The sequence below is a fragment of the Turicibacter sp. genome (assembly GCF_017941855.1).
Lineage (GTDB): Bacteria > Bacillota_I > Bacilli_A > MOL361 > Turicibacteraceae > Turicibacter > Turicibacter sanguinis.
The window spans coordinates 1-18,591 of sequence record NZ_JAGAVR010000037.1 but is presented as its reverse complement, the minus strand read 5'-3'; the positions used below and the strand labels follow the sequence as shown (position 1 = coordinate 18,591).

Here is an 18,591-nt window from a genome sequence, read left to right as displayed (position 1 = left end):
TGTTAAATGTCCAACCTCAACCGGATCTAAAGATGTATTGAAAATTAGCAATCTAGATGATTACAAACAAAAAAGTGAAATGTTATTTTCTAAATATCCAAATGATCCTATTATTTTAGAAGAGTTTCTCGAGGGGCCTCAATACTTAGTCGAATGTTTTGTAAAGGATTCTAGTGTTCATATTGTCGCAATTTTTGAACAAATAGTGACTGATACTCAACGTTTTATAATAACAGCGTATAACTTAATCTTAACGGATGATACTGCTTTTGAAGAAAAATTAAAAAAAGCTGTTGTGGAAATCATTCAAATACATGGTATGACAAATGGAACTTGCCATCTTGAGATGAGACTAGTTAAGGATAACTGGAAGTTGATTGAGATAAATCCTCGTATTTCAGGTGGCGGTATGAATAATATGATAAAAGCAGGATTTGGAATTAACTATGTTGAAGAAACATTAAAATTTGCTCTAGGTTTTCAGCCTAACTTGCATCCAAAATATAGAAAACATGTCTATTGCCAACATATTATCATAAATGAAGAAGGTGTTTTAGTAAAAGTAACTGGGAAAAAAAGAGCACTTAATTCACCACACGTTGAATATGTTTATGTAAAACCTAAAAAAAGTGCTTATCTAATACCACCGCAATCTATGGGGGATCGGTATGCGTATGTTATTGCAACTGGACGAACGGAAATCGAAGCCAAAAAGAATGCTTTACAAGCAGCTTCAGAAATAAAATTTATTATATCAAATTCATCAGATGATGAAAGCAATAATTGATTTAGGGGGAAAAAATTGAAAGCTCATACACTTGGAAAAATATTAACAGTCATTAAAGGAACAATTATTCAAGGAAATTCTGATATCTTAATCAAAGATGTGGCTAGATATTATGAACACATCGAACAGCCCAATACATTATTATTCTTAGTTCAGCATCGAAATATTGATTTTAAACGTATAGCTCAATATTGCCCATGTGCGGTAGTGGTTGACCGTGAAGTCAAAGAATTAAAAAAAATTTCTGGTTGTATAGTCATTAGAGTTTCGGATATTGATGATGCATATGATGCGTTCATCCATTTTTATCGCCAATTATTTGATATTCCTGTTGTTGCGGTAACAGGAACTTCAGGTAAAACGACCACTAAAGATATGATCAAACATATCTTAAGTACTTGGTATAAGGTTGAAGGAACAGTTCGCTCCGCAAATGGAAATCCTAGAAACTTAATTTATCTTTTACGAATTGATGATTCTATTCAGGCAGCTGTTTATGAGTCAGCTGTGGGAGCACCAGGAGATATTACATATACTTGTAGTCATTTTTTGCCTAATATCGGGATTATCACGAATATTGGAATTGACCATTTAGAGAGATGTAAAACTTTACAAGGTTATATTAATGCAAAAGCTGAAATGGTTTCTGTTATTCCTGAAGGTGGAACGCTAATATTAAATGCGGATGATGAAAAAATAAAAACAATAGATACATCAAAATGTAAAGGAAATATCATCTATTTTGGGATTGATACTCCGTGTTTATTCCAAGCGTCTAATATTACTTATGGAAATAATGGAATGAACTTTACTTTAACTTTAAATAAAATGAAGTATCAAATTTTTGTTCCTGGTTATGGAAAGCATCAAGTTTATAATGCTTTAGCAGCTTTAGCTGCAACACACGAAATGGGAATTGGAATTACTCAGGCTGCTCAAGCATTGTCTAGTTTTAAATTACTTATGAATCATTGTGAAATCAAAAAAGGATTAAATCAAGCTACAATAATTGATGATACTTGGAATATAAATACAGCTTCTTTGAAGGCAGCAATGAATACTTTATGCGAATTAAATCAACAACATAAAAAAGTTGCATTAATTGGCCATATTAAACAGTTAGGAGAGCACTCAGCGGACTATCATAAAGAAGTTGGAAAAATGATAGCTAAATTTAACATTGATTATCTAATTACAATTGGAGATCTTGCTAATAATATAGCTACTGAATGTTCATTGAATGGATTCCATGGTAAGGTCTTTCAGTTTGAACAAACAGAAGGTGTCTATGAATTATTATCTGATATCCTTAATGAAGAAACAACTTTGCTCATTAAATGTTCTATGTTTGACTACGATATCAAGGAATTAACAGAACAAATTATTAAGGGTTAGTTTTTGTCATCTTTGTTATCCACAGTTTTTAAAAAAACAAACTGTGGATAACTTATATAACCGGTTACCTAGAAAATGTTAGCCCTTCTATTTAATCTGTCGATATGTTATGATTAGACTATATTCAGTATTGTATGGGTTGAGAGAGGATGACATAAGAACATGATTTTTGCATTAGTCGTTTTTCCAATTGTCTTTTTTATTATAGGATTTGTGTTTAAATTATTTAAACCCCATTATCGACCAATTGAGTTTGTTTTAGTGAATACTGTATTATCCGTGTTAGCTTTGATGCTTTCGTTTGGAAGTTCGTTGTTTTACACGATTCCGTATTTCATTAAAATGTCTTTAATTCATATTGCAATTAATTTTGTGTTTGCGTTTATGGGAGTTTTAACATATAAGCTTTATGAGATATTTAAAGAGAAATTCCCAATGCTAGGTGGATTTACTCAAATTATTACAATGCTTGCTTTAATTTCGATTATGGTGACATTTAGTTTTACAATTCAATTTGTTATTACATTAATGTATTAAAAAAATCAGGCTTAGCCTGATTTTTTTTTATGCTATCTATTGCTTTATCCACAGATTTATATAAAGAGTTCTCTTTGTATTAAGTCGAATTTTTTCCGTTAGTTTCATTATTATTGCATGAAAAAGAGTTGTATAACGTAACCCATTACAAGGTGAAAGTTTAGTTCCTTTCGACAGGCTTTTTACTAGTGGCAGTGTATATTAAGGGTGATTAACATTATTTATTTTAGGGGGAATGAGGCATGGCAATAGATACACCGAAATCATTACGACAAATGGTTATTTATCAAGTGTATAATCGAAATCACAATGCAAGTGGAACGTTCAATGAATTAATTGAAGATTTAGATCGCATTAAAAATTTAGGAGTCGATATTTTATATTTATTGCCGATTCATCCGATTGGTCAAAAAGATAAAAAAGGTGAGCTCGGATGTCCTTATTCAATTCAAAATTATCGTGAAGTAAATCCTGAGTATGGAACGTTAGATGATTTTAAACGTCTAATTGAAGCGACTCATGAACATGGAATGAAGTTGATGATTGATGTTGTGTTTAATCATACGTCACGCGATTCCCATTTACTTAACACACATCCAGAGTGGTTTTATAAAAATGAAGATGGGAACTTCGCAAATCGTGTCGGAGATTGGTCCGATATTACAGATTTAGATTATTCAAAAGGTGAAGAGTTATGGGCAGAACTTTTAGATACTCTTGAATACTGGGCTAGTCTTGGTGTAGATGGGTATCGATGTGATGTAGCATCGCTCGTTCCTATTGAATTTTGGGTACGCGCTAGAAAAGAGATTGCAAAGATTAATCCAAACTTTATCTGGCTTGCAGAAAGTGTACATATTGGATTTGTGAACTATATCCGTTCACTTGGATATGAAGCGGCAAGTGATAGCGAGGTTTATCAAGCATTTGATATCTGCTATGACTATGATGTTTTTGAGGAGTATCAAGGTTATTTACGTGGCAAAAATTCATTGAATGCATACATTGATCGTGTTGCGATGCAAGAAGGTATTTATCCGGATAATTATGTGAAGCTTCGTTGTTTAGAAAATCATGATCAAGACCGCGCAGCTACACTGATTCCCAATATCGATCAACTCTTTACTTGGACAGCTTTCACGTATCTTCAAAAAGGAACAACGATGATTTATGCGGGGCAAGAGGCTCTTGATACGAATCGACCAAGTTTATTTGATATCGATAAAGTGAATTGGAGTCGTTACAATGAACACGGCCTTGCTGATTATATGAAGCAGTTAAGTGAGTTAAAGCATGACGCTATTATGGCAGAGGGATTTTATCGAATTCAAACAGGCGATGTAGCTGATACTGTTATCTTATCTTATGAAACAAGTTATAAGACACGTGTTGCAATCTTTAATTTTGCTAGTAAATCAGGTGTCGTATCAATTGAGATTGCAGATGGCATCTATAAAGATTGCTTAACTAATAAAGAGGTTGTTGTGCAAGATGGAAAAGTTCAATTAGATGTACGTGCGATTGTGTTTGATATAGCTAAATAAGTTATGGAATAAAATGTAATTTGATTCTTTCTTATTATGATGAATCCTGTTATAATGCTTTTAATATCTATGAAGGGGATGAAACATAATGATAAGACAATTAACTGAGGGAGATAGAATAAAGACACTTGCTTTTTTAAGTAAAAATCCAGGATTAAATTTATTTCAAATTGGGGATATTGAAAATTTTGGATTTGATTCTGATATTCAAACGGTGTGGGGAAGCTTTAATGAAAATGATGAGTTAAATGGTGTTTTACTTCGTTATCGTGAGAACTTTATTCCATATTTTGAGGATTTAGATTTTAATGTAGAGGGATTTAAGTCGATTATTAAAACTAATGACTGCGCAAAAATTATTTCAGGTGAAAAAGTTATTGCTGATCAATTTACTGATTGTTTTGAACAGGCAGAAGTGCGAGAAATGTATTTTTGTGAGTTAATAGATGATTCGTTTTTAGAAGAGGTTTTAGTTGAGATTAAAGAAGCAAGTTGTGAGGATGCTAGACGTATTTTAGATTTGTTAGTGACGATTGAAGAGTTTTCTGGAACGTTTAGGTCAACAGATGAGATCTGTCGTAAAATCGAAAGTCGTTCAGGACGTGTTTATTTTATTGAAAATGAAGCAAAAGATGTGGTTTGTAATGTGCAAACAGCAGCTGAGAATTCGAAGTCGGCTATGGTTGTAGCCGTTGCTACACACAAAGATTATCGAAAACGTGGATTTATGGCGCAATGTTTATCAAAATTATGCCGTGATTTATTAAATGAGAATAAGACACTTTGTTTATTTTATGATAATCCTGAGGCTGGAGCAGTTTATCATAAATTAGGGTTTAAGACGATTGGAAAATGGAAGATGATTGTTTGTAAATAAATATTGGAAAAGGAACCGTTACTTAAAATTTCAGGTTCCTTTTTCGCTATTTTTTGAAATATTTCTACACGATTTGGTATATCCTATTAGAAAAGAACAATATTAGGTGACGATATGAAGAGATTATTTATAGGTGTAAAGTTTTCAGATGATGTGAATGATTATTTTCAGACGTCTCAGTTGATGGTTGAGAAATATTGTGAACGAGCAAATTATACGAGATATGATAATTTTCATTTAACATTAAGATTTCTAGGGATGATAGAGGAGTCTAAAGTTCCAGAGATTGTTCAGATTATCAAAGATTTAGAGGTTCAACGTATGAAGTTATTTTTCGATCACATTGGTTTTTTTAATAAAAAGGGACGGTATGTGATTTATATGGGATGTCAGCCGGCTGTTGAATTGACGGATTATGTCATGAAATTAAATGATAAATTAGTAAAACATTCGTTGATTGAGAAAGATGAGCAGATTTATACACCACATATTACACTGTGTCGTCATTCTAAACTTTTAGTGCCACTGGTTGATATTTCACGTGGGATAACGATTGAACGACAGGCTGAGATTTTGAATGTGACATTATTTGAAAGTATAAATGTTGATGGGACTTTAATGTATCGTCCACTTTTTACACGGGAGTTGGTTTAAGTATGGCACAACAAGCTGGTTATCTAGAGTTTATTGAATCTTTCAATCATATCCATAAGTATTTGAAGAAATATACGAATTCAGATGATAATGTTTCGTTTAGTGATTTACTTTATAAGGCGAAAAGTCATCCGATGATTGAGCGTTATATGGATGAGTTACATTTATTTAGAAAACTTCGAAATATTATTGTTCATCAAACGGATGATTTTGAGTCGGTCATCGCAACGCCATCTGATGAGACAGTCGAAAGAATGAAGTTCATTGAACAACAGTTGGTGGATCCGGCCGATTTAACTGTATTTAAAAGTGAGGTTGTAAAGTTTTTGATGACGGATACACTGCATACGGTTTTAAAGACATCAGCTGAAAAAGAATTTTCAAAATTTCCAATTTATGAAGGAAATGAATTTATGGGATTGGTAACTTCTCGGGCAGTGACGAAATGGTTACAAAAGCATATTGAGAATAATAATATTGAATTGGATGGCACAATGAAAGATATTTTAGATTATGAGAAAAAGTCTCAGTATGAGTTTGTAAAGGAAAGTATGACAGTTTATGATGCGTGGCAGTTATTTCAAAAGTCACCCAAAAAATTAGATGCTTTATTATTAACGACAACAGGAGATAAAAGTGGTGAGATTGAAGCAGTTATTACATATGATGATTTGTTGAAATATATTTATACGAATGATCAATATGTATTTAATTAATAAAATAACTGGCCTCATAAAAATTAAAAGTAATAAAAGTTAATGTTTTGATAATAAAATCTCAGCGTGCATAACCTATCTTCATTGATAAATAATAAATATAAGTTGATTGGAGGTGATATGATGAGTCCAAAAGAACTTTTATATATTCAAGATGCACTGGGGCATGCTCAACATATGGAGAAAAAATGTCGTGAATGTGCATCACAACTTTCAAATGAAGATTTGAAACAATTAGTTGAAAAAATAGCCAATAAACAAAAAATGATTTTTGATCAATTTTATCAATTATTAAATCAATAAGGAGGGTATAGTATGAACGAAAGAGATCTTATGGAAGATGTTCTTTTAGTGTTAAAAGGTGCGGCAGATTTATACTTACATGGAACAATTGAGTCATCAACATTAAATGTACATACTACTTTTGAGAAGGTTTTAAATGATACACTTTGTATGCAAAATGAAGTTTATGCTGCAATGGCACAAAAAGGCTGGTATCCATCACAGGCAGCTGACCAACAGCAAATTGAACAAGTTAAACAAAAATTTGCTCCAAATGCACAGTAATTTTAAAAAAGTCATGAAGTAAAAAATTTTTCTGATTAGAAGTAATGCGAAGAATTTAAGAAAGTATTAATCCTTCTCATTAGGTTTCAGTTAACTGAAATTTTATTGGGAGAAATTGATTTAAAATATAGTATAGATTAAATTAAGACACTTTTACGGTGTCTTTTTTTATGTGAATCGAATTTTTTATAAAGTATTGATTCAATTAGAAAAGATATGGATTTGTAATGATAATAATTAACATGACTTTTTGCTCTTGCCAAAAATACGTTTTGTGGGTATGTTAAAGGTGTAAAGGTAAACAGGAGGAATTTTATATGAATGAGTTTGTAAATGAAGTGATGATAAAGCGAGTAGAACGGACAATGAAGGCTTTAGAGGCTCATTGTATGAATCCGATGTTTGTTAAGACACGTGAGGAAGCACTAACGTTGGTCAAATCGATGCTAAGTGAAGGTGACAAAATCGGAGTAGGTGGGTCAGTAACGTTGAATGAAGTGGGAATTATGCAAGAACTTCAAAGCGGTAAATATGATTTTATTGCAACTCAAGAAGCTAATTTGACAAATGAAGAGCGTCATTCACGTTATCGTGAATGTTTTATGGCGGATGTTTATTTGAGTAGTGCGAATGCGATTACAGAGGATGGTTTTTTATATAATGTGGATGGACGTAGTAATCGTGTAGCAGCACTACTTTATGGTCCGAATAAGGTGATTATTGTAGCGGGTGTGAATAAGATTGTCCGTGATTTAGACGCGGCGATTAAAAGAAATCGTGAGGTGGCAGCTCCAGCGAATGCCCTTCGTTTAAATAAGAAAACACCGTGTGCTAAAACGTTAAGATGTAGTGATTGTAAAAGTTTAGAACGAATTTGTCGAAATTACGTACTGATGGGACCGCAAGGATTTAAAGATCGTGTTCATGTTATTTTAGTCAATGAGAACTTAGGGTTTTAAGAATGGAATATTCGCCGTTATCTCTCAAATTCTCCTATGTATTTGTTTGCGAGAGGTTAGTATAATAATAGCTATGTGGTACGTTGTTGGTGAACAGGAGAGAGTTTAATATGGGGGCTTCAATATCTAGAAAGCAATTGTTAAGTTTTTTTATACAAGCAAGTTATTTATTAGATAAATTTTATTCTATAAAAGAGAGTTTTAATTTTGACTCTATATCGGAAGATTCATTAGAAAGGATAATTGAAGTGGAACGAAGTCATCAAAATTTTGATTACTTGGTTTCTCTTTTAATTTTAAGTGAGCAATACTTTGTTGAACAAAAAGAGTATCATACAGCAATAGTTTATTTAATTGAGTGTCTAAGTCTTTTAGAGGAATTAGATTTTAATAATATTTTGAAGGTATATATTTATCTAGAATTAGGATATATTTTTGAGTCAAATCAATTTTATAAAGAGGCAGAAAATTATTATAAAAGAGCGTTAGAAGTAAGTGTTGAGAAAAAGAATCCCCTTTTAGTGACTTATTCATTTGAAAAACTCTCTCAAATTATTCTCAAATCATGTAATCGAAAAGGTATTATTCGATTTAATTCGTTGGTTCAATTGTATGGAGAAAATTTTGTTCCAGCTTCTATTGTGTTTGTATTTGATTTGTTAAATCTATATGTAAATCAAGACTACGATAAAATTTTAGAAGTTTTATCTTACCATCAAGATTATCAGGATTTAGGTGTGAATCGAGAATTTTTGATGATTATTTATGTGATTCAGACACAATCTTTTTATAAATTGAATAAATTTGAGGAAATTAAGTGGCTAGATTTTAGTCACGATTCTTCTATTTCAAAGCATAATCCGTATTTGATGCTGTATGATTTAACCTATCAGTTGATTTATAAGAAAGATGAAATTGGTCAGTATATAGCGGATGTTACCCAAAAATTGAGTGAAAATCATCAGTATTATTTGTTAAGAGTTTTTTATTATTACTTGCTAGGTGAAGAAAGTATTGTGAAGGATAAAGAGTGTTATTTGAAAATTTATGAGTTACTAGGTCAAAATCGTCAGATTTTATTTTATGAGGAGGGTATTTTGAAAACTAAAATTCAAAATGTTTATCAAACGTATAAACAGTATTATAACCAATTAGATTCTGTTAAGTTTGATGATAAATATCGGATTGTTTCGTGGCAACAGATGGGAGCCCACTACCAACGTGAGTATAATTCACAAACAGTGGTTGGTTTTTTAATGGTTGATGATTGTTTTTGCAGTGAATTTTCACAGGAATTAAAGGAAAGTTTAATTAATAATTTGAATGCAATTATTCAAGGTGAGTTAACGTTTTGTTTCCATGATCATGGATTATGGTTTTATTTTAAGGCGTGTACTGGAGAAGTGAAATTAAAACAAAAATTAAATAGTTTATTAAAGCCCCTATATGATAATTTACAACGAAAATATACGGTAGCATTTTGTTTACCACGCTTTACATCTTCTGATTTTTCTAAAACAATGCGTATTGTGTATACTTCTTTTTATGGGATGGTTGTCCATACTGAACTTGAACAGAATTATAGTGTAAGTTTTTGTCAAGAATCATCGTCGTATTTGGCTCTTTCAGAGGACATTCATAATCTTTTATTAAAAGCATATAAAGAGAAGAATTTTATTATTGATAAAAAGCATTTTTATAATGAAGGTGGCCAACAGTTATTCGGAATTGAGTTTAAAGGGATATTAAGTGATTTAAATTTAGTAATTGATAATCTGGATGGAGATAAAGAAGTTATTAGAGAAAGTTTATTAATGGAAGTTGAAATGGCAACTCTTGAAATTGGCTGTCAATTAATTAAAGAAGCGTATCAGACCATTCATTCAAATCCGTATCTATTTATTAAATTATCACGAGAAACATTAATGAATAAGTTAATTGTAGGACGTATCTTAAATTGTTTAAAACGATATAATTTGAATTATAATCAAATCATTATTAGTATCAATGAAGATGTTTTATTTGAACAAAATGAATTTTTGAAAAAGTTGATTAATCGTTTGCATGAGTTAGGAGTTGGGGTAGCTCTTGATGATTATGGAACGGGTTCCCTAACAGGATCAATTCGAAATTTAAATATTAATTATTTAAAATTAAGTCCTAGTTTAATTCAATATCTAAGTTCAACGTATCATTACTCAGGAATGATGAAATCTTTAATATCGGTTTGCTCTAATTACAATGTGAAGATTTGTTGTTCGGATATTGACAATAAATCTTCTCATGATTTAATTTCGAATTTTGGAATTGATGTTGTGAGTGGAAGCTATTATCAGAGAAAATTGGTTGTTTAATTTTATAAAATAAGTCATAATAAAATGTATGAGTAGAATTAATGTTGTAGTTTCAAGAGGTGAATGAGATGAAACAAGATATCAATATGGATTTAGGACTTGAAGCATTTTTAGAACCAGACTCTGATTTTATCGAAGATTTATGTCAACACTTAGAAGAAGAAGGAATTCATTTAACGAATGAATTACTTGTTCAAATTCTTTCTGTTTATGAAGAAAGAAAATATGGATTCTTTAAAGAGTTAATTGAAAATCTAGTAGGTGGAGAGAATAGTCCACTTTCAGCAGATGGAGGACCAGCTGTTATCCAAGTTGTAATGGATGGTAAAGGTGAATTAAAGAAAAAAGAATCAAAATCAAAGGAATTAAATGATTTAGATTCAAAATTATTATCATAAAAATTAAGAGCTAAATTTATGTGAATGATTAGCATAGTTTAGCTCTTTTTTCGTCTGATTGTAAGAGAATGATGGAAATGAAAGAATTTGATTTTTTTTTGACGGAAATTAGTTATAATTTATTAAGATAGATGGGAACCAATTTAAGAGTTCATACGTCTAATAAGTGAAAGAGGTGGAAATAAGTGAAAAAAGACACCTATCAATCAGCCCAAATGGTCGTTGAACGATTGATTGAGGATTATGGACAAGATGTCTTAAAAATTGCATATTTATATGTTAAAGATCAGCAATTAGCCGAAGATATTTTTCAAGAGGTCTTTTATAAGGTCATGAAGAATTATCATAAATTTGAGCATTTAAGTAGTGAAAAGACATGGTTAATCCGAATCACGATTAATACGTGTAAAGACCTTTTACGAACGAGCTGGTTGCGACGTGTTACTACCTTTGGAACTTTAGAAGAGCAAAATCAGACACAATATGAACAACCATTTGATATGACACAGTCAGAATCAAATAATGAATTATATGAAATGATTATGAAGCTTCCACAAAGATATAAAGAAGTAATCTTACTATTTTATTATGAAGACTTTAGTTATGATGAAATGGCAAAGATTTTAAATATACCAAAGGGAACCGTACAAAGTCGTTTGGCTCGTGGGCGAGAAAAATTGAAAAAAATGATGGAAGAAAGAGGTGAGATTAGTGGAAGATAAAGAAATACGAGAAGCCATTCATAAACAACTAGAAACAATCCAAATCAATCCTCATTTAAAAGCAAGAACACTTGATTATGTGACGAAAAAATCAAGAACTTCAGGGATTAGATATCGTAAAGTTAAAGGTCTGTCTTTAACAGCTATGACTTTTGCAACAATGATGTTAGTTGTATTAGTTCAAAGTAAAGAAGAGGTCTCACAACCACAGTACTTAAATGAAGCAACGCCAATGGCAATTTCGAGTGAAGAGCAAGATGGTGTGATGAGAAATTTGATACCTGAAACAATGTTCTCGCAATTTAAAACACAGTTAACACAAGCTTCGATTGAATTTACAGATGATACTTCATTTGTAACTGATGGAATTACTATTCATTCCTTCATCGTTTATAATCAGCCAAGTTACTTTTTAGAGTTATCCACAGATGTGGATAATGAATCTGTTAGCACTAATTTAGAAGCTATTTTATCAGAAATGAATCAATCGCTAAGCTCATATCAATTGTTTAAGTTGGATGATTTAAATTATTTCTTGTATGGTGGTCAAGATTCTGTCGTACGAGATTTGTTGCATTTAGATAAAGTTGATGCTATTCAATAACATAATAAAAACAACTCACTAAATTAGTGAGTTGTTTTTATTATGTATTCAGATAATCTCTGTGCGTCATGCGCTGAACATTCTACTGTAATTAACGTTCCGTTTTCTTGGTATTCCGTTGAAAATACAGTGGCTACTTCATTTAAATAAGAAACAAGATTTCCACGATCATATGGAATCAAGAAGGTAGCCTTTACGTAGTTTTGGAAAATGTGGTGCTTAATCATATTAATTAATTCATCAATATTTTCTAAGTTTTTAGCAGAAATACGAACAGAATCTTGATCTGTTGGAGGTGCAATTTCATCCGGTGCTAAATCTGATTTATTATAAACATAAACCATTGGTGTTTCTGAAACGCCTAATTCTGCTAATACTTTGTTTGTGATTTCAATTTGTGTTTCAAATTCAGGATGAGATAAATCTACAACATGAAGTAAAAGATCGGCTTCAGTTACTTCCTCAAGTGTTGAACGGAATGCTTTTACTAATTGGTGAGGAAGTTTGCTGACAAATCCTACAGTATCAGTTAATAAAAATTGCTTATTATCTGGTAGTTGAATTTGACGAGTTGATGTTTCAAGTGTTGCAAACAACATATTTTTTTCAAAAACAACTTTATCAAGTTGTGAGTTTGAGATTTTTAATAAAGCATTCATCGTGGTTGATTTACCTGCATTCGTATATCCAACAAGAGCAACAACTGGAGTCGCATTACGTTTACGCAATTTTCGTTGATTTTGGCGTGCAAGTACTAAAGAATCGAGTTCTTTATTTAAACGATGCACTTGCTCTTCAATACGACGACGGTCAAGTTCAAGCTTTTTCTCTCCAGGTCCTTTTGAACCAATTCCACCGGCTTGACGAGATAATGAAGCATTTAATCCAATTAAACGAGGCATCATATAACGAAGTTGTGCAACCTCTACTTGAAGTTGTGCTTCGCGAGTTTTTGCCCGACGAGCAAAGATATCTAGAATTAAAATAGTACGATCAATTACTTTACATTGTAATCCTGCTTCTAGGTTACGAATTTGAGAAGGAGACAGTTCATCATTAAAGATAACTAAGTTAGCATCGTTTTGAGCGACTAATAAAGCGACTTCTTCTACCTTTCCTGTTCCAATATAGCAAGCAGAGTTTACGCGCTCAAGTTTTTGAGTTAATAAACCAACGACTTCAACATTACAAGCTTCTGCTAAGTTTCTTAATTCTTCGACACTGTATTCAAAATTTTTATCACTATTTAAATCAACACCAACTAATATGGCGCGTTGCATGATTTCTTCCATTTGATCACCTCTGTTTAATTGTTGAAAAACTACTATAAGTTTACTATATAAGAAGCAGTAGTTTTTGTCTATTTAAAAAATTTTTACAACTTGTTACGTTAAATCTGTTATAAGTAAAGATAAAAAATATTAAAGAGCTATTTTCTAATTTTAAAAAAGGTAAAATAGAAATATAATCGTATATATAATTGTAGAGTTTGTGTTGTTACCTTTTACTATATAGAAACAGAAATGTATTTCACTATTATAAATTTGTCTCAGTACTGAAGCCCTTTTGGTACAGAGGTATAACTATAGGGGGTTCCTGTGCTAAGTAGTGAGACATCAGTCGAAATCTTAGCTATCCTCTGCTGGGAGGTAATGAGTCACCTAGCGGTGGGCAAAGCGAACCATCCTCAATTGATAGGGTAATAAGTTAAAAGTTTTCCAAGTATGAAAAACTTATCTCGACTTATATATAGTTTATGCGTTTGATTCAAAAAGATTTATACACGGCTAGGATATCTTGCACAGATATGTGATAATGAGATTAGAAGACTATACAATTTATGAGGAGGCACCAAATGGCAAGAGCTAAAACAAAAACATCATTTTTCTGTCAACAATGTGGAATGGAAAGTTTAAAATGGGTTGGACGTTGTACAGGTTGTGGTGAATGGAATTCAATGGTTGAGGAATTAAAGCCAACAAAGGCTGAGGCTCGTCGTGGCTTTGTAGCAAGTGAATCAATGACGAAACCTCAAAAATTACATGAAATTGAAACGAGTGAAGAAGCTCGTATTCACACATCGATGAGTGAATTAAATCGTGTACTTGGTGGTGGAATTGTACGAGGATCGTTAGTTCTTTGTGGGGGAGAACCTGGAATTGGAAAATCGACGTTACTGCTTCAAACTGCACAAGATTTAGCAGCTAAAAACGTTCGAGTTTTATATGTATCAGGTGAGGAATCGGCTCGCCAAATTAAGCTTCGTGCGGAACGTTTAGGTGTTGTAAGTGATAATCTATATATTTATGCTGAAACAGATTTAACGTTGATTGACCGACAAATTCAACAGTTAAAACCTGAATTTGTTATTATTGACTCGATTCAAACGATTCATATGCCTGAGGTTACATCAGCACCAGGTAGTGTGTCACAGGTTCGTGAATGTACGGCACAATTAATGAAGATTGCAAAAATCGGAGGGATTTCTGTCTTTATTGTCGGACACGTGACGAAGGACGGAAATATAGCGGGACCTCGCTTACTTGAACATATGGTCGATACCGTTCTTTATTTTGAGGGAGACCGTCATCATACATATCGTATTTTACGAGCAGTTAAAAACCGTTTTGGTTCAACGAATGAAATCGGAATTTTTGATATGAAGGAAGAAGGGTTAGATGAGGTAACCAATGCATCTGAGGTCTTTTTAGAGGATCGTACGAAAGGGTTACCGGGAACGGCTATTATGGCTTCTATTGAGGGAACGAGACCAATTCTTGTAGAAATTCAATCGCTTTTAACACCAACTTCATTTGGTAATCCGAAGCGTATGGCTTCTGGAGTTGATCATAATCGTGTGTCATTGATTTTAGCAGTCTTAGAAAAACGCATGGGATTCTTTTTACAAAATCAAGATACCTACGTCAAAGTAACAGGTGGTGTTAAACTTGATGAGCCGGCTGTTGACCTAGCAATTGTTGCAAGTATTGTTTCAAGTTATAAAGATAAGATGACACCAAGTGGTGATGTTTATATGGGAGAAGTCGGTTTAACAGGTGAGATTAGACGTGTTTCACGTATTGAAGAACGCATTAAAGAAGCTAAAAAGCTTGGATTTACACGTGCTGTTATACCAAAGAAAAATCTTGGTGGATGGACACCACCCCAAGGCATTGAAGTGATAGGTGTCGATACGATTTCTGATGCATTAAAAGTAATGTTTAAAGAAGATTTAAAATTTTAATTCAAACAAACCGAAGATGAGGGGGAATCTTAGTGGATGTTTGGACAGCTATAAAAAAAGGGATGATTTTTATCATCCTTTCTATTTTTATTTTAATGTTAGTTAGCTTAATTCCTACTCAATTATTAACTAGGACTGAAGAGGTTTCGACTCAAAATCCTAGCACTCTCTTACAGACTGATGCGACAGAACAGTATAAGACTTATCAAAATGTAGAAGTAAATGTTTCGGTTGTAGACCTAGATGAGAGTCTTACACTTTTACAAACTTTGATAGATGAGGCATCGGTCAACTTAGTGTCGTCCTTTATTTGTTCTACTGATACACCATCAAGTAATCCTGTTGCTAGATTCACGATAGCGGTTTCTCATGCGTCGATGACTGACTTTTTAGGTAAGGTTTCGTCAAGTTTGCAAGTTAGTGAAATCAAGACATATACTGATACTGAAATGCTACTAGTAGAGGGGATTGATAGTTGGATTAAGAATTTATCAATTCAAGAAAAACGGTATCAAGAATTGTTGTCAGAGGCTTACGAATTAGAGGAAATTTTGGCAATTGAAACGGAGTTATCTCGTGTTCGAACAGAACTTGATGAATGGCAGTCACTTAAAGAAAAACGAGATATGGTGAAGGTAACGATTTCTTTTTATTTAGTTAAAAATCCGGCAACGTCTTGGCAAGAAGCGATTAGTGAGGAACTAGTCATGCAACTCGGTCAAATGGCATCTTATTCTAAGATTTTAGTGATTAAGCTGATTGGGTGTTTACCGTATTTTGTGGTAGTTCTTTTTGTTGTTATTTTGGCAAGACTGATTTTTAAGCGAAGTAAAAGACGACGCTGATTGGGGGATGACGTTGAACGTGAAGAAGTGGATTTTGAGTGGAATTATTTTAGTTTTTATCTTAATCGGTTGTTCGCAATTATTTAAATTTGAGGAGACGCCCAACTTTGTGGTCGAAGGTGTTGTGTTATCGGTTAGTGATGATACAGCGTTGATGTCTTTGCGACTTGATTTAACAGAACAGGATTTAAATAAAAGTTATGAAGAGTGGATGAATGGTTCATACGATTTGATGGAAGTTAGTTATTTGCAAGATGTTAAGGTAGGGATGAAGTTAAAGGTTGCTTTAAATGGTGAGATTTTAGAAAGTTATCCAAGTCGAGCCAGTGCTAAAAGTTATGAGGTTATTGGAGAAGTGGAAGCAAGTGAAGATGAAGCGGGAAATGAGCTAGTGATGGAATCAGTGGAACCCTATCATGCTCAACTGTTAAGTATTTTTCCAAAAACAATCGGCTTAATTCAATCCTATAATGGCTATGCTGAATACGGTCATTCTCAAAAATTGATTAAAGCAGAAGAAAAGGGGAATATTTTTGAATTAAGTTTTGAAGGACAAATGATGGATGGAATCGGAGAATTTGAAAATCGTACGTTCACACTCACATACGAAATTGATAACCAATCTGTGATTGAACATATTAATAATCAAGATCAGTATAATCAACTAAAAAATGAAATGTTGTTAAATTCTATTATCCCGAATAAAGTGATTTTAAAAGCTCCGCTTGAAGTTGGGACAAGTTGGTTTGAAAATTTTGTGTATGAAGGGCAAGATTGTACTGCTCAAACGGTTATCACACGTGTGGAATTGACACAAGAAGGGAAAATGCAGTATGAAACCTTAACGACAGTTGAAGGTATTGAAGGTTATTATATGGATACTTATAAGGAAACCAGAGTTTTCACCGAAGGAAGTGGGATGACTTCTTTTAGTAATTTATTCTCGTTAGAATCCGTTGGCGTTGATTATGAAGAATTAGAACAATCAGAGGATTTATATATTTTTGGATTTAATCTTTCCTATGAAAAATTGAACAAATAAAAAGACCACGAAATTTCGTGGTCTTTTTATTATGCAACAGTTTGTTCTAATGCAACTTGAGAATTTTCTATTGCAGCTTTATTTGAAAATACTAATTTTAATAGAATTGGTGTAATAATAGTCGTAGTGACAACCATGATAACGATTGGACCAAAGAACACCGATCCCATTAATCCAAAGGCAGATCCTTTACTTGCTACGATTAATGCGACTTCTCCCCTTGAAACCATTCCGGTTCCGATTTGAAGAGCTTCAGCATTTGTATATCGGCAAAGTTTTGCTCCAAGCCCACATCCAAGAATTTTCGTTAAAATCGCAACGACGATTAAGATTCCTGAGAAAGTGATTAAAGACGCTGACATTTCTGGAATCACAACTTTAATTCCGATACTTGCGAAGAAAATTGGTGATAATAGCATGTACGCTGTTGTATCAAAACGCGCCATTAAATAATGTTTACGTGGTGCGTTAGATAAAACTAAACCTGCCATAAAGGCACCGGTAATATCAGCAACACCGAAGAAGTGTTCAGCAGTAAATGATAATAATAAACAGAAAACGAATGATAAGATGACGAAACGTCTTAAATCCATATTATGAAGACGCATGCTCTTATTCATGAATTTAGAGAAAATATAGCCACCTATTCCTCCAAGAATGAAGAATAGAACGATTTTGATTAAAACTAATCCGATGCTAACATCGGTGTTTGTCGCACTCGTTACAACTGTTAAAGCAATAACTCCTAAAATATCATCAATAATTGCGGCTCCTAAAATAGCATTTCCAGCACGGGTACTTAGCTTTCCAAGTTCTTTTAATGTTTCAACCGTAATGCTTACTGAAGTAGCAGTTAGGATAATTCCGATGAAGATATTTTGAAGAACAATTGGTGCATTGGCATCTGAAATTCCATTTTTATTAAATACGGATGCGATAATAAATCCTCCGATAAGTGGAACAATCATTCCAAGTAAAGCAATAATAATAGATGCTTTTCCGGTTTTCTTTAATTCTTTCATATCTGTTTCAAGTCCAGCTGTAAACATTAAAACGATAACACCTAGTTCAGATAACTGAAGGATAAAATCTGTTTCATGTAAAACATTTAGACATGCTGGGCCTAAAATTAATCCAGCTAGTAATGCTCCAACAACTTGTGGTAATTGAATTTTTTTTGTTAATAATCCCAAAAGCTTAGTGCTCATTAAGATTAAAGCAATATCAAATAGAAATTCGTAAGACAACATAGTATTTACTCCCCTCTAATTTTCACTTGACAAATTATACATCCAAGTAAAGCATTTTACAACCTAATTTTAGGCAAAAAACGTTTTTATTGGAAT

General features: G+C 32.7%; 19 protein-coding genes. 17 read left to right on the top strand and 2 right to left on the bottom strand.

The window, feature by feature from the left end:
- From J6D32_RS06120 to J6D32_RS06055, 14 genes are all read left to right on the top strand, one after another.
- The coding region (locus tag J6D32_RS06120; protein WP_287467398.1) for an ATP-grasp domain-containing protein at window positions 1–787 on the top strand (787 nt) is incomplete at its 5' end.
- Window positions 788–802: 15 nt separating this feature from the next.
- Entirely contained in the window at window positions 803–2,182 is a 1,380-nt protein-coding gene (locus J6D32_RS06115) for a Mur ligase family protein (protein ID WP_195944834.1), read from the top strand.
- Between the two features lie 162 nt (window positions 2,183–2,344).
- The gene (locus J6D32_RS06110; protein WP_006785896.1) at window positions 2,345–2,719 is read left to right on the top strand and encodes a hypothetical protein; all 375 of its coding nucleotides are present in this window, start codon (window positions 2,345–2,347) and stop codon (window positions 2,717–2,719) included.
- A 242-nt stretch (window positions 2,720–2,961) separates the two neighbouring features.
- Window positions 2,962–4,263 carry an alpha-amylase family glycosyl hydrolase gene (locus J6D32_RS06105; protein ID WP_009606296.1) on the top strand — a complete coding sequence of 434 codons (1,302 nt, stop codon included), beginning with the start codon at window positions 2,962–2,964 and terminating at the stop codon, window positions 4,261–4,263.
- Between the two features lie 88 nt (window positions 4,264–4,351).
- Window positions 4,352–5,140, top strand: a complete 789-nt coding sequence (locus J6D32_RS06100; protein ID WP_006785899.1) for a GNAT family N-acetyltransferase — start codon at window positions 4,352–4,354, stop codon at window positions 5,138–5,140.
- A gap of 114 nt (window positions 5,141–5,254) precedes the next feature.
- Window positions 5,255–5,794, top strand: coding sequence for an RNA 2',3'-cyclic phosphodiesterase (gene thpR, locus J6D32_RS06095; RefSeq protein ID WP_287467397.1), 540 nt, complete (start codon window positions 5,255–5,257; stop codon window positions 5,792–5,794).
- A gap of 2 nt (window positions 5,795–5,796) precedes the next feature.
- Window positions 5,797–6,510 (top strand): CBS domain-containing protein, encoded by a 714-nt coding sequence (locus J6D32_RS06090; protein ID WP_006785901.1) that lies wholly within the window; start codon window positions 5,797–5,799, stop codon window positions 6,508–6,510.
- Between the two features lie 123 nt (window positions 6,511–6,633).
- A complete protein-coding gene (locus J6D32_RS06085; protein ID WP_229040043.1) occupies window positions 6,634–6,813 on the top strand; it encodes a hypothetical protein in 180 nt (59 codons plus the stop codon).
- Window positions 6,814–6,825: 12 nt separating this feature from the next.
- On the top strand, window positions 6,826–7,077 hold the full coding sequence (locus tag J6D32_RS06080) for a spore coat protein (RefSeq protein WP_006785905.1): 252 nt from the start codon (window positions 6,826–6,828) through the stop codon (window positions 7,075–7,077).
- A gap of 317 nt (window positions 7,078–7,394) precedes the next feature.
- Window positions 7,395–8,036, top strand: coding sequence for a lactate utilization protein (locus tag J6D32_RS06075; protein WP_262957488.1), 642 nt, complete (start codon window positions 7,395–7,397; stop codon window positions 8,034–8,036).
- A gap of 248 nt (window positions 8,037–8,284) precedes the next feature.
- Window positions 8,285–10,390: an EAL domain-containing protein gene (locus J6D32_RS06070; protein ID WP_287467395.1), complete on the top strand. Its 2,106-nt coding sequence runs from the start codon at window positions 8,285–8,287 to the stop codon at window positions 10,388–10,390.
- 68 nt (window positions 10,391–10,458) lie between these two features.
- Window positions 10,459–10,788 carry a hypothetical protein gene (locus tag J6D32_RS06065; protein WP_006785908.1) on the top strand — a complete coding sequence of 110 codons (330 nt, stop codon included), beginning with the start codon at window positions 10,459–10,461 and terminating at the stop codon, window positions 10,786–10,788.
- Window positions 10,789–10,973: 185 nt separating this feature from the next.
- Entirely contained in the window at window positions 10,974–11,510 is a 537-nt protein-coding gene (locus J6D32_RS06060; RefSeq protein ID WP_006785909.1) for an RNA polymerase sigma factor, read from the top strand.
- Window positions 11,500–12,114 carry a hypothetical protein gene (locus J6D32_RS06055; RefSeq protein WP_009606281.1) on the top strand — a complete coding sequence of 205 codons (615 nt, stop codon included), beginning with the start codon at window positions 11,500–11,502 and terminating at the stop codon, window positions 12,112–12,114. Before J6D32_RS06060 ends, J6D32_RS06055 begins: the two co-directional genes overlap by 11 nt.
- A 23-nt stretch (window positions 12,115–12,137) precedes the next feature.
- Here the strand turns inward: J6D32_RS06055 and hflX are convergent, their stop codons facing one another.
- Window positions 12,138–13,406, bottom strand: coding sequence for a GTPase HflX (gene hflX, locus J6D32_RS06050; RefSeq protein ID WP_006785910.1), 1,269 nt, complete (start codon window positions 13,404–13,406; stop codon window positions 12,138–12,140).
- Between the two features lie 563 nt (window positions 13,407–13,969).
- On the opposite strand from hflX, the gene radA reads away from it, so the two are divergent.
- From radA to J6D32_RS06035, 3 genes are read left to right on the top strand one after another with little or no spacing between them, the layout of a single operon-like run.
- Complete coding sequence (gene radA, locus J6D32_RS06045; protein ID WP_006785911.1) at window positions 13,970–15,358, top strand: DNA repair protein RadA; 1,389 nt, start codon at window positions 13,970–13,972, stop codon at window positions 15,356–15,358.
- 32 nt (window positions 15,359–15,390) lie between these two features.
- On the top strand, window positions 15,391–16,203 hold the full coding sequence (locus J6D32_RS06040; RefSeq protein ID WP_006785912.1) for a DUF4349 domain-containing protein: 813 nt from the start codon (window positions 15,391–15,393) through the stop codon (window positions 16,201–16,203).
- Window positions 16,204–16,222: 19 nt separating this feature from the next.
- A complete protein-coding gene (locus J6D32_RS06035; RefSeq protein WP_237701303.1) occupies window positions 16,223–17,245 on the top strand; it encodes a DUF3221 domain-containing protein in 1,023 nt (340 codons plus the stop codon).
- Window positions 17,246–17,274: 29 nt separating this feature from the next.
- Here the strand turns inward: J6D32_RS06035 and J6D32_RS06030 are convergent, their stop codons facing one another.
- Window positions 17,275–18,495, bottom strand: a complete 1,221-nt coding sequence (locus J6D32_RS06030; protein WP_006785914.1) for a cation:proton antiporter — start codon at window positions 18,493–18,495, stop codon at window positions 17,275–17,277.
- Between the last annotated feature and the right edge of the window lie 96 nt (window positions 18,496–18,591).

Bases quoted from the DNA above. Each gene is read 5' to 3' on its own strand.
- J6D32_RS06110 (WP_006785896.1), top strand. From the start codon at position 2,345: ATGATTTTTGCATTAGTCGTTTTTCCAATTGTCTTTTTTATTATAGGA.
- J6D32_RS06105 (WP_009606296.1), top strand. From the start codon at position 2,962: ATGGCAATAGATACACCGAAATCATTACGACAAATGGTTATTTATCAA.
- J6D32_RS06100 (WP_006785899.1), top strand. From the start codon at position 4,352: ATGATAAGACAATTAACTGAGGGAGATAGAATAAAGACACTTGCTTTT.
- thpR (WP_287467397.1), top strand. From the start codon at position 5,255: ATGAAGAGATTATTTATAGGTGTAAAGTTTTCAGATGATGTGAATGAT.
- J6D32_RS06090 (WP_006785901.1), top strand. From the start codon at position 5,797: ATGGCACAACAAGCTGGTTATCTAGAGTTTATTGAATCTTTCAATCAT.
- J6D32_RS06085 (WP_229040043.1), top strand. From the start codon at position 6,634: ATGAGTCCAAAAGAACTTTTATATATTCAAGATGCACTGGGGCATGCT.
- J6D32_RS06080 (WP_006785905.1), top strand. From the start codon at position 6,826: ATGAACGAAAGAGATCTTATGGAAGATGTTCTTTTAGTGTTAAAAGGT.
- J6D32_RS06075 (WP_262957488.1), top strand. From the start codon at position 7,395: ATGAATGAGTTTGTAAATGAAGTGATGATAAAGCGAGTAGAACGGACA.
- J6D32_RS06065 (WP_006785908.1), top strand. From the start codon at position 10,459: ATGAAACAAGATATCAATATGGATTTAGGACTTGAAGCATTTTTAGAA.
- hflX (WP_006785910.1), bottom strand. From the start codon at position 13,406: ATGGAAGAAATCATGCAACGCGCCATATTAGTTGGTGTTGATTTAAAT.
- radA (WP_006785911.1), top strand. From the start codon at position 13,970: ATGGCAAGAGCTAAAACAAAAACATCATTTTTCTGTCAACAATGTGGA.
- J6D32_RS06030 (WP_006785914.1), bottom strand. From the start codon at position 18,495: ATGTTGTCTTACGAATTTCTATTTGATATTGCTTTAATCTTAATGAGC.